The sequence below is a fragment of the Bacillus cereus group sp. MYBK195-1 genome (genome assembly GCF_051916605.1).
In the GTDB taxonomy this organism is placed as follows: Bacteria; Bacillota; Bacilli; order Bacillales; family Bacillaceae_G; genus Bacillus_A; species Bacillus_A cereus.
On record NZ_JBQAGZ010000006.1, the window covers coordinates 146,785 to 161,617 of the forward strand.

Consider the following 14,833-nt stretch of genomic DNA (forward strand, 5'->3'; position numbering starts at 1 on the left):
TGTATCTTTTTAGGTGTACAATGGAACATGGACTTTATACAAAGGTGGTTTTTTTATGTTTCAAAAAATAGCAAAGGAATGTTTAGCAGGATTTACTGTTGCGATTGTTGCGTTACCACTTGCGATTGCATTTGGTATTGCCGCGACAGGAACGTCTGAGGGAGCGCTTGTTGGATTGTATGGTGCGATTTTTGCAGGTTTATTCGCAGCGTTATTTGGCGGGACACCTGGGCAAGTAACAGGGCCAACTGGACCAATTACCGTTATTGCAACAGGAGTTATTGCGACGCACGGGTTAGAGGCAAGTTTTATTGCCTTTATGATGGCAGGGTTATTTCAAATTTTATTCGGTGTATGTAAGCTCGGTTCTTACGTTCGATATATTCCGTATCCTGTCGTTTCAGGATTTATGAATGGTATTGCATTAATCATTATTTTAGGCGAAATAAAGCACGTACAAAATAGTTTTTTACTTGTTGTGTTAACGATTATTGTAATGATTGTTTCTGGCAAATGGATTAAGGCGATTCCGTCTAGTTTAGTAGCACTAGTCGGTGTGACAGCTTTGCTTCCTTTATTTTCTTCTCTACTCGAAGGACTTACAGTAAAGTTACCGATTATCGGAAATCTTTCACTAAATAAAGTAATTGAAAAGATTGGAACCATTCCAGAAGCGATACCTACGCTTCATATTCCATCTTTAAGTGGAACAGGAATAGCAGCACTTATTTTACCAGCGCTTAGTATTGCTTTATTAGGATCGATTGACTCGTTGTTAACATCGGTCGTAATGGATAATGTGACAGGTACACGTCATAAAAGTAATAAAGAGCTCGTTGGACAAGGTATCGGTAATATGATGAGCGGATTGTTTGGCGGATTAGCAGGTGCAGGTGCGACTGTAAGGTCTATCGTGAATATAAGAAGTGGCGGTAAAACGGCACTTTCGGCATGTATGCATAGTGTTATCTTATTTATTTTTATTATGGGTCTTGGTTCGGTCGTACAATATATTCCACTTGCTGTATTATCAGGTATTTTAATTTTAACTGGTATTGGAATGTTCGATTGGGGAAGCATGAAAAAGATGCATGTCGCTCCTAAAGGTGATGTCGTTGTTATGCTCGTAACGATGATTGTAACGGTGAAGTTCGATTTAATGATTGCTGTTGCCTTCGGTATTATTCTTTCGTTTATCATATATATGGTGAAATGTAAAGAACGTAAAACTTCTATCGTAAAAGAAAAAGAAGAAACGTACACAATTCAAGGGCCGCTCTCTTTCCTATCAGTAGATCGTATTTTCTCTACTTTACAAGATGTGAAGTCACCGGTTGTTTTACGTATGAAAGATGTGCGTTATATGGATGTATCAGGAGCTATGGCATTATTAAATTTTGTTGAGCAATCAAATAAAGTAGGAGCAAGTGTAAAGCTTGAGCAAGTACATCCGAGTATTGAAAAAACAATCGCAGTAATGGCAAGCGATGAACAGAAAGAGCAATTGAAAATCTTAAGTGTTTAGATAGTAATTAGAATATCTCACAATTTTACATAAATTATAATGTAGAGTTGTGGGATGTTTTTATAATGTTTTTAGTAATATGTATCGCAGTGACAGAGAGGAAGGGCTCTTTTGGCGTAACAGAAACGCTTATAGTGTGTACATATATAATGGAAGGAATTAGAAAAATATTGTGAAGAGACAGGCTTAAATGGGTTCGCTTTTCTATTTTGAAAAAAAAACCAAGTATTCAACCTATAATAAATTTGTTATGATAACCAATGGGATAAAATGAATCCCTATCGCTTAAAACAATATGTTTGAGAGTATATGTATAAAAGAAAAGAGAAAAAATATGAATAAAACATTTGTAAAAGGAGCAGCAATTTTAACCATTACAACTTTTTTGTCAAAATTGCTTGGTAGTTTTTTTCAAATTCCATTACAAAATATTGCAGGAGATGAAGTGCTCGGTATTTTTCGCCTTGTTTTTCCTGTATATATGATTGCTCTTACATTATCGGTAGCCGGAGTTCCACTTGCAATTTCGAAACTAATTGCAGAGTTGAACGAAAAAAATAAGCAAAAGGAAATTGCGAAATTATTTAAATCAGCGTCAATTATTGGGATAGCATTTGGCGTTTTCGGCTGTTTAGTCATTGTATTATTTTCTATTGAAATTGCGAATATGCTCGGTGGACAAGAAACTAGAATGCCGTTGCTTATTACTTCATTAGCATTACTCATTGCGCCATACATGGCGGTGTATAGAGGGTATTTTCAAGGTTTCGGTGATATGAAACCAACAGGGGTATCACAGGTCATTGAGCAATTTGTACGTGTGTTTTTTATGTTAATAATTGCTTACATACTAGTATCATGGGATAAGAGTAATACTGTTATTACTAGTGGGGCGATGGTTGGCTCTTTTCTTGGAGTCATTAGTTCGCTTATATATTTGCGTATAAAATATAATAGAAGTCCATACTACAATAAAAGCAATTCCTATTCGCTCCGAGATTTAAGAGAAAACGGCAAAAAGATATTGCGGGTATCGATCCCAATCGCTATCGGAGCTTTATCAATGCCACTTTTAAATTTAGTAGACTCGCTTACAATACCGCATGTATTACAAGGATCATCAACAGAAATTCAAGAACAATTTGGAATATACAGTCGCGGTTTTGCATTCACACAAATAATTGTTATTTTTGCAAGTGCAATTGTATTTCCGTTAATACCACTCTTAACTTCCGCATTGGCCAAAAGAGATATAAATTTGGCGAAAATAACAATTCAAAATACAAATCGACTAGCGCATGTTTTGACAGCACCGTTAACAATATGGTTGATGGCATTAACCGTACCGTTAAATGTCGGATTGTTCACAGACGTAAAAGGCAGTAGTATGTTAACAGTTATGATTGGCAGTTCGTATTTTACTGCGGTTATGGTATTATCAATAGGTGTTTTACAGGGCATTAACCGTTCTGCACAAGCTGCATGGATTGTTATTGGTGCGAGTTGTGTGAAAGTCATGTTAAACATGATGTTCGTGCAGAAGTTTGGCATAGATGGAGCGGCGTATAGTACATTAATTACTTACGTATTGATTTGTATTGTAAATCATTTGTATATTCGAAGCTATATTGCCTATTCTATTCATTTAAAAAGCTTTTTCGGTGTGCTAGCAATAGCATGTATTTTGGGACTAGGATTGTATGAATTATGTAATGTGATAGATGTTACAACTTCAAGAATTATGACGTTATTATTCAGTGGTATAGCATTAAGTATTACAACCATTTTGTATGGTGTATGTGCTTTGAAATTAAAATGGATATCAATAAACAAAATACCATTTTTGAAAAGATAAATATAGAAATTTAATTTTTTATTATAATTCATATGAACTGATAAAGAGGAAACTATGTAGGGTATCAAGTGTTTAGGTAAGGAATGGGTACTAGTTTATGTTAGATGAAATAAACGGTTACCTAGTTTTGGAGGAGATTTAGGGTGCGTTTAGTCTTATCAGGATATTATGGTTTTTATAATGTTGGAGACGAGGCGATTCTACAATCAATTATTGAATCGTTAAGTAAAGAGAACCCGGATATAGAACTAGTAGTACTATCAAATGATTCTAAATATACAAAGGAAATGTATGGTGTAGAATCGGTAGATCGCTGGGATATAAAAGCTGTTTATCATGCGATAAAAAACAGTGATGGAGTTATTAGCGGTGGCGGGAGCCTTCTTCAAGATCAGACAAGTACGAAGAGTATTCTATATTATACGGGTATTATGGGACTCGCTCGATTATTAAAAAAGCCGTATTATATTTATTCACAAGGAATAGGTCCAATTACAAAAGGATATAATCGTCTATTAGTAAAATGGAACTTGTCAAAAGCTTCCTATGTATCAGTTCGAGATGAGGATTCGTTTTTATATTTAAAAGAACTTGGCATAAAAAACGATATTGAAATTGTTCCAGACCCTGTTTTAACATGGAAACGGACAAAACAATCGGATTGGTTGCAAAAGCATTCGATACATGGAAAAGTAATCGCGGTTAGTGTGCGTTATTGGAATGCAAAAGAAGATTATATAAAAAAATTAGCTGCGGCATTAAAAAAATTAAAGCAAGAAGGATACCAAATTCTATTTGTTCCAATGCATGAGCCATTTGATCAAAAAGCTTCGTGTGAAGTAGTAGACTTAATGGGAGAAGAGACGTATATGCTTCCGTATAAAATGGATATCGACGAGAAAATATTCATTTTATCACAATGTTCATTACTAATTGGTATGCGTCTTCATGCACTTGTTTTTTCTGCCGTAGCCAAAACTCCAATGGTCGGGATTTCATACGATCCGAAAATTGATTCGTTTTTAAGTCAAGTGAATCAGCCAGTTATAGGGAGTGTGGATGGCGAATGGAGTGCTGAGTATTTATATGAAATTGCGAAAAAGCAATTAATGCAACAAGGAACTGTGCAGCAAGAGTTACAATTGACAATAGATGAGCTTCGGTTGCAAGGCAAACAGGCAACAAAGAAACTCATTGATCATATGGAAAAAGGCACTTTATTAAAAAAGTAAAGTGTCTTTTATTTTGTTTTGAATTTAATGAAAATTCTAATTAAAAAACGTCTTATTTTAATTCCTATTTATTATGCTAAAATGATTGTGATTATTATATAATCAAATTTGTGATAATAAATTCGTAGATTACGAGGAGGATAACCTTGAAGACTTTTTCAAAAGGTATAACAGCAGTGGCATTAACGGGATCATTACTTTTAACTCCTATTTCAAGTTATGCGGCAAATGATGATATTACAGGACATATGTTTGAGACGAATATGCGCTCACTTATTACTAAAGGAGTTTTAATGGGGTATGGAGACAATGTATATGCGCCTGATAAATTAGTAACAAGAGCAGAGTTTGCTACATTCATAGCAAGGGCTTTAAATTTACCGAAAGCTGATTCGAATTTCGAGGATGTGCCGAAGACTTACGGTTTATATGATGGTGTAAGTAGAGCATATGGAGCGAAAATTATTAATGGTCGTACGAACGAGACATTCTCACCAAATGATGTGATTACACGTGAAGAAATGTCGATAATGGTAAAGCGAGCGTTAGACTATAAAAATATTAAAGTAGCTGTAAGTCCGCTTACCTTTACTGATAAAGATAGTATTAACTATAAAGAGCATGTACAAGTTATGGTGGCTACTCAAATTATTAAAGGGTATCCAGAAGATAATACATTTAGACCACATTTATCAGCTACAAGAGGGATGGCTTCAGCTATGTTGGATCGCATGCTTCAGACGATTGAAAAAAACGGAAATAGCAATCCTGTAGAAACTAAGAAATATGTTGTGACAAATGTAAGAGAAAACGGAACAGAGCAAGAAGTAGAGCGCTATAATACGTATAAAGAAGCGGTTACGGCTGCTCAAAATAAAGGTATGAATGCGGTAAAATACGAGAACGAATTTTTATGGATTAAAGATGGTTTTGCAAGTGCGAAAAGAATAACTGGGCAAAACATCATTAATATTTATGATGAGAATTTGTCAACAGTATATACGTATATTCAGTATGGAACAGAATTGAAAGTGTTAGAAGTTGGCGAAGATCGTGTGAAAGTTCAACTTTCTGGTTTAACAGGTTATGTGAAGAAGAATGAAATCACTTTAATTCCTACAAATGAAATGAAACAGTCGTCTTATTATGTGAAATCAGATGGATATTTATACCATAAATATTATACATATAATACAAGTTCACCTGGATATACAGAATTTAGATATGGTGTGGCACCTTCTTTCATGAAGCAAGGACAGCAAATGTATAGTGTAGATGGAAAGACATTTGGAGACGAAACTTTCTATCAATATTTCAATTATTTATCATTACGTTCGAAAACAGATTATACAGCTGAACAACTAGATAGTTATGTGAAATCGATTAAGCCAGACTCTCCATTAATTGGTTTAGGAAAGAAATTTAAAGAAGTAGAAAGCAAGTATAATGTAAATGCATTATTCTTATATTCATTAGCAATTCATGAAAGTTATTATGGAACAAGCGCTCTTGCAAAAGACAAAAATAATTTATTTGGTTTAAAAGCAACAGACGATAGTCCGTATGGTAACGGAGAAGCATTCAATTCAAAAGAAGATTGTATTGAACATGCAGCAAAATTATACATGAATGAAGGATATTTAAATCCAGGACATTGGCGTTATACAGCAACATATACAGGTGATAAAGCTGCTGGTTTAAATGCGAAATATGCATCTGATGCGAACTGGGGTAAAAAAGTAGCGGGGCATATGAACCGTTTTGATTCTTATTTAGGTAAAAAAGAATACAACAAGTACAAACTTGCACGTGTGATGAATAACGTGGAAGTGAAAAAGAATCCTAGTATATCAAATGAGCGACTGTATCGTTTAAATACAAATGTAGTTGTCACAGTTACTGGTGAAGAGATAATAAATGGAAAAGCGTGGGTTAAAGTTATTTCAGATAATCCTACTGTAACAGAAGCGTATATTGCAAAAGAAAGTTTAGAATACGTAAAACATTAATTAAATAAAAAAGAAGGTGCTACTAATATTTCGTAGCACCTTCTTTTTATTCAATTTCAAAATCAACAATGATATAAGCGAGTATAACAACGAAGAAAATACTAACGGCTGGCGCTGTTAATACGTGGCCAGACATAAAGCCAATGCCAAGTGATAGAATGAGTGTGCTCGCTAATAGCATATACTTTACTTTCATGATTTTCTTAAAGTTTGTGATCATGCGGATAAATAATTTAATACCAAAGTATAGAAGAGGTATTAAGTAAATAAGGAAACCGACAATTCCAAAGGCGAAAAATAGGTCATGGAAGTCCATTTCAATTAATTTAATTTTATCTGTGTAGTTACCAGCGTAACCCATTCCGAATAGTTTTTGTGAAAGCGGTGCGTCTTTATAGTATTGTTTGTATGTTTTTAAGAATTTGTCGCGATCACTGTAAATTAAACTTTTTACTTCAGAATCTGTAAGTTCACCTTTTGCATGTTTTTTTGCATCTTCTGGATCTGCTTTAATTACTTTTCCTTCTTTTCGATCTTTCTCTTCTTGCACTGATTTTTTGTATTCGTATATTTGCATGTGAATGCCCATATTTTTTGCGATAGGAGTATGCGGTGTAAGAGCAATTAAACCTCCTAGTATAACTGCGACAACAACGGTATTTACAATATGTGTGAATCCTTTTCCTTCTTTTTTACGATTTATCATATATTCAATGAATGAGAAGAAAAGTGCTACGCCTAATGTAATAACAATTGCGCCATATCCGACTTTCGTTCCGACCATAATACTTGCATACATCGCAAGTATTGTTGGAATCCAGTAATATATTTTCGAGAAAGAAGTTGTTTTATGAATCGAATATAAGACAATGATTGGGAACATAATGGCGAAAAGAGAACTTAAATCATTTCCAGCGAAGAACCAACCTCTTGAACCGATTTTTGAGTGAGGATAGCTTGGGAAATCCGTTCCAGTTTGCATTGCGACAATCATTGTAATGCTTAAAATTAAAGTTGCATATAAGAAATATGTAATGATTTTATGAAATACATACTCTTTATTTTTTAGCTCTTTAAAGGCGATAATATATCCAAACAGTAGCACAATTGAATATACGCTCTTTAAGATGAATTTAACTTCTTCTCCAAATGAAACTGGAGATTTAACCATCATATTATTTACAAGACCAATTGCGAGTGCGATTCCGAGTAAGCATAAATAGAGGATGTACTTTTTCGCATCTTGTTTTTTGTGATGAAGAAGTAGGTACCCTAATGCAAGAAGCATAAAGGCGAAACGGACTACAACTCCAACTGTTGCGCTCATGTGTAGTATATAGATTGAAAAAGATGTTAATAAATCTAAAATTGGTTGAAACACAATGAATAGCAATAGGAAATGTGGGAAGTAGTTATCCGTTTGTTTCAACTTATTAACCATATGTTCCTCCAGTTCTTCATTCCTTTATTACAACACCCAAAAGATGGGTATAAAGCCTTTTTTACATAGTAAGGCGAATGAATTTCAATATTTGTTTTTTATCAAACTTAAGAATACACCATTTCATTGTAATGGTAAATAGATGAAAAGCATGGATAAACCGACTTTAATTTCTATATTTTTCAACGGAATTGTATGTTTTATACGGTAAATGTACAAATTGCGAGATTATTAGACAGAAAATTGAGAAAAAAGAAGGATTTTTCAGTGGTTTTCTATAATTATATAAGTATAATCTTTATGGAGAAAAGAGGGGTATATATAATGGAAATAACAAGTAAAACAGAATCTGTCGTTGTGAAATATGAAGGCCACGTTGCAACGGTTATGGTCAATCGCCCAGAGGTGTTAAATGCGTTGGATGAGCCGACCTTAAAAGAGTTATTACAAAAGTTGAAAGAAGTAGCGGAAAGTTCTGCGCATATCGTTGTGTTATGCGGGAACGGCCGTGGTTTTTCTGCGGGTGGGGATATTAAATCGATGCTTTCAAGTAATGATGAAAGTAAGTTTGATGGCATTATGAATACCATTTCTGAAGTTGTCGTGACATTATATACGATGCCAAAGCTTGTTATTAGTGCAATTCATGGACCGACTGCAGGTCTTGGGTTAAGTATTGCGTTAACAGCTGATTATGTAATGGCGGATATATCATCTGTTATTGCAATGAACTTTATTGGAATCGCTTTAATTCCAGATGGAGGCGGTCATTTCTTCCTTCAAAAGCGTGTCGGTGAAAATATGACGAAGCAAATTATTTGGGAAGGTAAGAAGTTATCAGCGACAGAAGCGCTTGATATCGGCTTAATTGATGAAGTAATCGGCGAAGATTTCCAAACGGCTGTGAAACAAAAAATTAATGAATGGTCACAAAAACCGATTAAAGCAATGATTCAAACGAAGCAAATTTTATGTGAAGTAAATCGCTCTAATTTAGAGCAAACATTGCAATTAGAAAAGCGTGGTCAATATGCAATGAGACAAACAGCGGATCATAAAGAAGGTATTGCTGCGTTTTTAGAGAAACGTTTACCAGCATTTAAAGGGGAATAAAGTTTGTCCATTCCTCACTGATTATTAGCTCGTTAATTCGGGATAAAGGGGAGAAAGTGCTAACACATTTTAGTATAATTGTGTTAGCACTTTTTTTTAGGAGTAATACATGAAGAAAATAATCGGTGTTATCACTATTATTTTGCTTACATATTCTGCTTTGCATAGTACACCATCTTTGGCAGTTCGGACTGCGTTATTTTTTGAGGGACATCCAAGTGTTGCATTTTCTGACGGGGTGACGAAAGAAAAAGATGTGAAAAAAGAAGCGATTCCAGATGAGTACCAAACTCTATATGGTAAGGAAAAAAACTCAGAGCACTATTTCTTTCCGCCTGTAAGAGCACATGAATCAGAAATTGATATGTTAAGTGCATGCGTGAAGAAAAAATGGTTTTTCTATAAAGCAGAGCTCGGATGTTATTAAATATAGGAGGATGAATGATGTCAGCATATAACAAGTTAGTAAGAGATCGTGTTCCAGAGAAGATTTTAATGTCTGGAAAAACATATACAGCACAAAAATTAACAGGGCAAGCATACATACAAGCTTTAGCGAAAATTGGAACGGAAGAAATTCGTGAATTTGCTTCTATGAAAGAACGCGAACATGCGCTAGATTCTCTTGCGGATGCGCTAGAAGTTATCATCTCATTAGCACGTGCAGAAGGTGCATCGATTGAAGATGTAGAACGCCTTCGTAAGCAAAAAGAGATAGAGCGCGGTGGGTTTGAAAAAGGGATTTATTTATTAGACGTTTCAGAAGAATAGTTTTATAGGAAAAGCATAGCGTTAATGAGTAACGCTATGCTTTCTTGTTGCAATGAAGCTATTAATGAAGAAGATAGCTGTTAATATCCAGCCGATTGTAATAGAAGTAGTAGTATGAACGGCATAAGAGATTTGTAAACAAAATAATGATGCTAAAAACCAAATGAGTGCAATGTGTATATATTTTTTTGATATATTCATATTTCAAGGATCCTTTTGTATACTAAAAAGAATTTTACTACAATTTAGAAAATTAGGCCATATAAGTAGAGGTTTTCTGGCGAATTTTGTATACTGAATAGTAGAGAAAATGAGGAGGAAACGACAATGGCACACCATACGAAAGAAACGATGGAACTGATTAAGGAGCTTGTCTCTATTCCAAGTCCATCTGGAAATACAGCAAAAATTATTAATTTCATTGAAAACTATGTCAGTGAGTGGAACGTAGAAACGAAACGTAATAATAAGGGAGCTCTTATTTTAACGGTAAAAGGGAAGAATGATGCGCAGCACCGCTTATTAACGGCACACGTTGATACGTTAGGTGCGATGGTAAAAGAAATTAAGCCTGATGGTCGCCTGAGTCTTTCTATGATTGGTGGATTTCGCTGGAACTCTGTAGAAGGGGAATATTGCGAAATTGAAACGTCAGGCGGCAAGACGTATACAGGAACGATTTTAATGCATCAAACATCTGTACATGTATATAAAGATGCAGGTGAAGCAAAACGCGATGAGAAAAATATTGAAGTTCGTATTGATGAGCGCGTATTTTCAGCTGATGAAGTACGCGAATTAGGAATTGAAGTAGGAGACTTCGTTTCATTTGATCCGCGCGTTCAAATTACAGAGAGTGGATACATAAAATCACGTCATTTAGATGACAAAGTAAGTGTTGCAATTTTATTAAAATTAATTAAAAGATTACAAGACGAAAACGTAACATTACCATATACGACGCATTTCTTAATTTCTAATAATGAAGAGATTGGATACGGTGGTAACTCTAACATTCCAGAAGAAACTGTTGAATACTTAGCAGTTGATATGGGAGCGTTAGGTGATGGACAAGCATCTGATGAATATACAGTATCTATTTGTGCAAAAGACTCTAGCGGCCCGTATCATTATGCACTGCGCAAACATTTAGTAGAGCTTGCGAAAACGAATCATATTGAATATAAAGTAGATATTTATCCGTACTACGGATCTGATGCATCAGCTGCGATTCGCGCGGGATTTGATGTGAAACATGCTTTAATTGGAGCGGGTATTGATTCTTCTCACGCATTTGAACGTACACATGAAAGTTCTATTGCGCATACAGAAGCATTAGTGTATGCATATGTAATGTCTAATTTAATTGAAGAATAATTTCATAGATAATAGAGAGCTGATTAAAGATATTATTTTTAATCAGCTTTTTATTTGGCAAAGCGATTAGGAGACATGTTCTAATCGCTTTTTTATCCCGCTATTTGTGAGCTGATTAAATTTTTTTATATACATTCATTATAAGTTATATATATACGATTTTTGTTATACGGCCGGAAACGTATTTACTATAGATATATAATGTTATACACTATGAAAGGAATTAATTAATAGTTAATATTTTTTAGTTAGCTTGATTAAAAAAATGAATGAATATGAAGTTTTGAGAGGAGATTTATTTTTCATGAAGTACAAAGCAATAGCCGCAGGTTTATTAGCAGCAAATTTACTAGCACATCCAATTAGTAGTTTAGCAGAAACGAAGAAATTTCCTGATGTTTCAGATAGTGCGTGGTCAAAAGACGCAATTTATTATTTAGTAGAGAGAAATGTAATTAACGGTATGCCAGATGGTAACTTTATGCCATACGGAAATTTAACACGCGCTCAGGCAGCAAAGATTATCGCAACAGCAATTGGTACTAAAATAGATCCAAATGCAAAGCCGTCTTATAATGATGCAAAAAATAGTTGGGCAGCTTCATTTATTGCAGCCATGGAAAAAGAGAATATTATTAAAGGGCGAGAACCAGGAGTATTTGATCCTGAAGGAAAAGTAACTCGTGCTGAAATGGCAGCTATGCTTGTAAGAGCATATAATCTGAAAAGCAAAGTAACAGGACCAGTTCCTACAAAATTTGCTGATTTAGAGAATCATTGGGGTAAAGAAGAAGTTAATATTTTAGTAGAATTAAAACTTTCTTTAGGTACAGAGGATGGCTGGAAACCGAATGATTCTATTACGCGTGAACAAGCAGCTCAACTTACTGCGCAAACAGATAAATTTAGCAAGAATAGTGATCGTCCAGTAGAAACAAAGAAAATGTACATAGATAGAAAATTCATTACATATCACGCACCATCATTAAGTTCTGGGATTAGTGCAAATCAGCATAATCCACAAATGGTTGAAATTAAAGAAGAGCGAGATGGATGGATCAAAATTGCAACAAGTAAAGGTGATAAATGGACACCTTTAGTAGAGAAAACAGAAGTTATTAATGAAGGATTCACTACTTATGCAGAAGCTTCTTCTTCTTCAAAAGTAATGGGAACACATAACGCACAACAAGTAACTGTTATTGAAGAGAACGGCAGCTGGATTCGTATCCGTATGGGCGCTGGTTTCCAATGGGTTAATAAAAATCAATTAAATCCAGTGAAGCAAGGTAACTTCTTAGAGGGAAAAGCGATTATCATTGATCCAGGTCATGGTGGAGTTGATTCAGGTAATCCAGGTTATTATGAGAAAGAAAGTGAAACTGTATTAGATGTATCATTGCGATTACAGAAGATATTTGAGAAAAAGACACCATTTACTGTGTTATTCACTCGTACAGATGATACACGTCCAGGAACAAGTGCTTCTGATTCTTTAAAGAAACGTGTAGAATTTGCTCAAAAAAATAATGGGGATATTTTTGTGAGTATCCATGGTAATGGTACGGAAAGTAAAAATGGGCAAGGTACAGAAACGTTTTACTATGAATCAGCGACAGCAAGAGGAACAAATCCTAACGTATCAGAAAGTCGTTTACTAGCAGAAAAAATTCAAGAACGTCTTGTAGATGCACTGGGAACAAAAGATCGTGGTGTGAAAAAAGGCGATTTATACGTAATTAGAGAAAATACAATGCCAGCTGTATTAGCAGAATTAGCATTTGTAGATAATAAAAGTGATGCAGATAAAATAGCTACACCAGCGCAGAGACAAAGTGCAGCGGAAGCAATTTATCAAGGTATTTTAGATTACTATGAAGAAATGGGTAACAACGTGTCTTCTTTCCGTTAATAAATAATAAGAGATTGCCATTGGCAGTCTCTTTTATTTATTAACGTTTCTCTTTATTTCCGGCATATGATATCATTTAATTTTATATACAAAAGAAAAGTATTTGAGTAATTGTAATCAGAACAATTTTAAACGATAGAGGATGATAATAGATTGAATAATCATAGTAAAACACCTGCCTGTATATATACGTATGCATTTCGTGAGGAGGAGCGTGCTTTATGTTACTTGGAAATGCGCTCGTTCTTTGGAATGGAGTCCCACGTTAATATTTTAAAAAGTGATGTCAAAATTGACCCGAGTAGAAGTGCGTTTATAAAAGAGCGCGTTGAGGTTATGTATGAAGGGGACGACTTAGAAAGCATTTTAAAAAAAGTGGAACAAATTGATTTGGCGGGAGCGACATTTAAAGTTATCTTCGTTAAAATCAATGACCTCGTTGGAGAGAATAAAATTGAATATGGAGAAAGACGTCTTATTGAACGAGACCTCGGCATGCATATTGAAGGAGAAGCGGATGTTCGTAATCCAGAGCGTGTATTCGGGATTGTTCCTCTTGGAGGACGCTGGTACTTCGGGCACTATGTAGAAAGCGAACCCGTTTGGTATCATCACATAAAAAAACCGCATAGTTATTCGACATCTCTTAGCACACGTGTTGCGAGATCAGTTGCAAATATCGCTGTACCAAATCCAGAGGGAGTACGAGCAATTGACCCGTGCTGCGGTATTGGAACAGTAGTAGTAGAAGCACTTTCTATGGGGATTAACATCGTTGGTAGAGATATAAATCCACTTGTAGTTCTTGGAACGAGAAAAAATATCGCACATTTCGGATTTGAAGGAACAGTAACAAAAGGGCCGATCGAGGAAATTACTGAGAACTACGACGTTGCCATTATCGATATGCCGTACGACCTATTTACGCATGCCACACCAGAAGATCAACTATCAATTCTCTCAAGTGCACGCCGCATCGCGAAAAAAGTAGTCGTTGTCACGATGGAAACAATGGACGACATGATCCATGAAGCAGGATTCGAAATTACAGATCGCTGTATTACAAGAAAAGGGTCATTTACTAGACAAATTCTTGTTTGTGAATAAGAAAGGAAGGTCACCCGTTTGGGTGACCTTTTTTGTTTGTATTGATGTGTAATTGGTTGGTGGTTTAGGTAGATGAATTAGCGAAATTTGTCGGTAAGTCGATATTGCATGTCGAATCGCCGATAAATTTAAAAAATCGCTGATATATTCCGAGAATCGCCGATATCGTTACATTAGAATATTACTGTTCTTTTAATTTCTCTTGTTGTGCAAGTAGTAAATTGCGCAAGATGTGTCCGCGGTAACTTTCTAGTTTTCGTCCTTCATGATAGCGCACACCTAATTTTTTTAATTCAGCTACGTACCAGCCTTTTGTTCCGTAGTACATTGGATCACTTCCTTTTTGCTTTTGAACAGTATATGTTGGGGGTGGAAGTAACTTTCCATTGAAAATAATAATGATAAAAGGAATTTTGCATGTGTGTACCAGTGAAATTGCAAAGTTATCGAGGTGTTTTATAACGTAACGTCCAAGCCGTGTATAAAAAAGT

13 protein-coding genes are annotated in these 14,833 nt (G+C 35.1%); 10 read left to right on the top strand and 3 right to left on the bottom strand.

Translation table 11 applies throughout. The annotated features are described in order from the left end of the window. Positions 1-55 precede the first annotated feature (55 nt). The 4 genes from ACTFRY_RS22355 to ACTFRY_RS22370 all read left to right on the top strand — a co-directional run bounded on the left by ACTFRY_RS22355 (position 56) and on the right by ACTFRY_RS22370 (position 6,621). Positions 56-1,525 carry a SulP family inorganic anion transporter gene (locus ACTFRY_RS22355; RefSeq protein WP_000486650.1) on the top strand — a complete coding sequence of 490 codons (1,470 nt, stop codon included), beginning with the start codon at positions 56-58 and terminating at the stop codon, positions 1,523-1,525. A 334-nt stretch (positions 1,526-1,859) separates the two neighbouring features. Next, positions 1,860-3,380 (top strand): putative polysaccharide biosynthesis protein, encoded by a 1,521-nt coding sequence (locus ACTFRY_RS22360; RefSeq protein WP_001043998.1) that lies wholly within the window; start codon positions 1,860-1,862, stop codon positions 3,378-3,380. A 143-nt stretch (positions 3,381-3,523) separates the two neighbouring features. Further along, a complete protein-coding gene (gene csaB / locus ACTFRY_RS22365) occupies positions 3,524-4,612 on the top strand; it encodes a polysaccharide pyruvyl transferase CsaB (RefSeq protein ID WP_087966295.1) in 1,089 nt (362 codons plus the stop codon). Positions 4,613-4,758: 146 nt separating this feature from the next. After that, on the top strand, positions 4,759-6,621 hold the full coding sequence (locus ACTFRY_RS22370; protein ID WP_000847506.1) for an S-layer homology domain-containing protein: 1,863 nt from the start codon (positions 4,759-4,761) through the stop codon (positions 6,619-6,621). A 46-nt stretch (positions 6,622-6,667) separates the two neighbouring features. Here ACTFRY_RS22370 and ACTFRY_RS22375 read toward each other — a convergent pair whose 3' ends face one another. After that, the gene (locus tag ACTFRY_RS22375) at positions 6,668-8,062 is read right to left on the bottom strand and encodes an O-antigen ligase family protein (protein WP_098616954.1); all 1,395 of its coding nucleotides are present in this window, start codon (positions 8,060-8,062) and stop codon (positions 6,668-6,670) included. A 300-nt stretch (positions 8,063-8,362) separates the two neighbouring features. Between ACTFRY_RS22375 and ACTFRY_RS22380 the strand changes: the two genes are divergently transcribed. The 3 genes from ACTFRY_RS22380 to ACTFRY_RS22390 all read left to right on the top strand — a co-directional run bounded on the left by ACTFRY_RS22380 (position 8,363) and on the right by ACTFRY_RS22390 (position 9,946). Continuing rightward, positions 8,363-9,175, top strand: a complete 813-nt coding sequence (locus ACTFRY_RS22380; protein ID WP_001999174.1) for an enoyl-CoA hydratase — start codon at positions 8,363-8,365, stop codon at positions 9,173-9,175. 109 nt (positions 9,176-9,284) lie between these two features. Next, the gene (locus tag ACTFRY_RS22385) at positions 9,285-9,602 is read left to right on the top strand and encodes a hypothetical protein (RefSeq protein WP_098616953.1); all 318 of its coding nucleotides are present in this window, start codon (positions 9,285-9,287) and stop codon (positions 9,600-9,602) included. 17 nt (positions 9,603-9,619) lie between these two features. Then, the gene (locus ACTFRY_RS22390; protein WP_001277349.1) at positions 9,620-9,946 is read left to right on the top strand and encodes a nucleoside triphosphate pyrophosphohydrolase; all 327 of its coding nucleotides are present in this window, start codon (positions 9,620-9,622) and stop codon (positions 9,944-9,946) included. A gap of 21 nt (positions 9,947-9,967) precedes the next feature. On the opposite strand, the gene ACTFRY_RS22395 is transcribed toward ACTFRY_RS22390, so the two are convergent. Next, entirely contained in the window at positions 9,968-10,147 is a 180-nt protein-coding gene (locus ACTFRY_RS22395) for a hypothetical protein (RefSeq protein WP_098616952.1), read from the bottom strand. 126 nt (positions 10,148-10,273) lie between these two features. Between ACTFRY_RS22395 and ACTFRY_RS22400 the strand changes: the two genes are divergently transcribed. From ACTFRY_RS22400 to ACTFRY_RS22410, 3 genes are all read left to right on the top strand, one after another. Next, the gene (locus ACTFRY_RS22400) at positions 10,274-11,323 is read left to right on the top strand and encodes a M42 family metallopeptidase (protein ID WP_098616951.1); all 1,050 of its coding nucleotides are present in this window, start codon (positions 10,274-10,276) and stop codon (positions 11,321-11,323) included. Between the two features lie 304 nt (positions 11,324-11,627). Further along, a complete protein-coding gene (locus ACTFRY_RS22405; RefSeq protein ID WP_098616950.1) occupies positions 11,628-13,235 on the top strand; it encodes an N-acetylmuramoyl-L-alanine amidase in 1,608 nt (535 codons plus the stop codon). A gap of 153 nt (positions 13,236-13,388) precedes the next feature. Further along, the gene (locus ACTFRY_RS22410; RefSeq protein ID WP_098616949.1) at positions 13,389-14,342 is read left to right on the top strand and encodes a TRM11 family SAM-dependent methyltransferase; all 954 of its coding nucleotides are present in this window, start codon (positions 13,389-13,391) and stop codon (positions 14,340-14,342) included. 181 nt (positions 14,343-14,523) lie between these two features. On the opposite strand, the gene ACTFRY_RS22415 is transcribed toward ACTFRY_RS22410, so the two are convergent. After that, entirely contained in the window at positions 14,524-14,754 is a 231-nt protein-coding gene (locus ACTFRY_RS22415; protein WP_136986202.1) for a YflJ family protein, read from the bottom strand. Positions 14,755-14,833 lie beyond the last annotated feature (79 nt).

Excerpts from the sequence above, each read along its gene's own strand:
- ACTFRY_RS22355 (WP_000486650.1), top strand. The coding sequence starts at position 56 with ATGTTTCAAAAAATAGCAAAGGAATGTTTAGCAGGATTTACTGTTGCG.
- ACTFRY_RS22360 (WP_001043998.1), top strand. The coding sequence starts at position 1,860 with ATGAATAAAACATTTGTAAAAGGAGCAGCAATTTTAACCATTACAACT.
- ACTFRY_RS22375 (WP_098616954.1), bottom strand. The coding sequence starts at position 8,062 with ATGGTTAATAAGTTGAAACAAACGGATAACTACTTCCCACATTTCCTA.
- ACTFRY_RS22380 (WP_001999174.1), top strand. The coding sequence starts at position 8,363 with ATGGAGAAAAGAGGGGTATATATAATGGAAATAACAAGTAAAACAGAA.
- ACTFRY_RS22385 (WP_098616953.1), top strand. The coding sequence starts at position 9,285 with ATGAAGAAAATAATCGGTGTTATCACTATTATTTTGCTTACATATTCT.
- ACTFRY_RS22390 (WP_001277349.1), top strand. The coding sequence starts at position 9,620 with ATGTCAGCATATAACAAGTTAGTAAGAGATCGTGTTCCAGAGAAGATT.
- ACTFRY_RS22395 (WP_098616952.1), bottom strand. The coding sequence starts at position 10,147 with ATGAATATATCAAAAAAATATATACACATTGCACTCATTTGGTTTTTA.
- ACTFRY_RS22400 (WP_098616951.1), top strand. The coding sequence starts at position 10,274 with ATGGCACACCATACGAAAGAAACGATGGAACTGATTAAGGAGCTTGTC.
- ACTFRY_RS22405 (WP_098616950.1), top strand. The coding sequence starts at position 11,628 with ATGAAGTACAAAGCAATAGCCGCAGGTTTATTAGCAGCAAATTTACTA.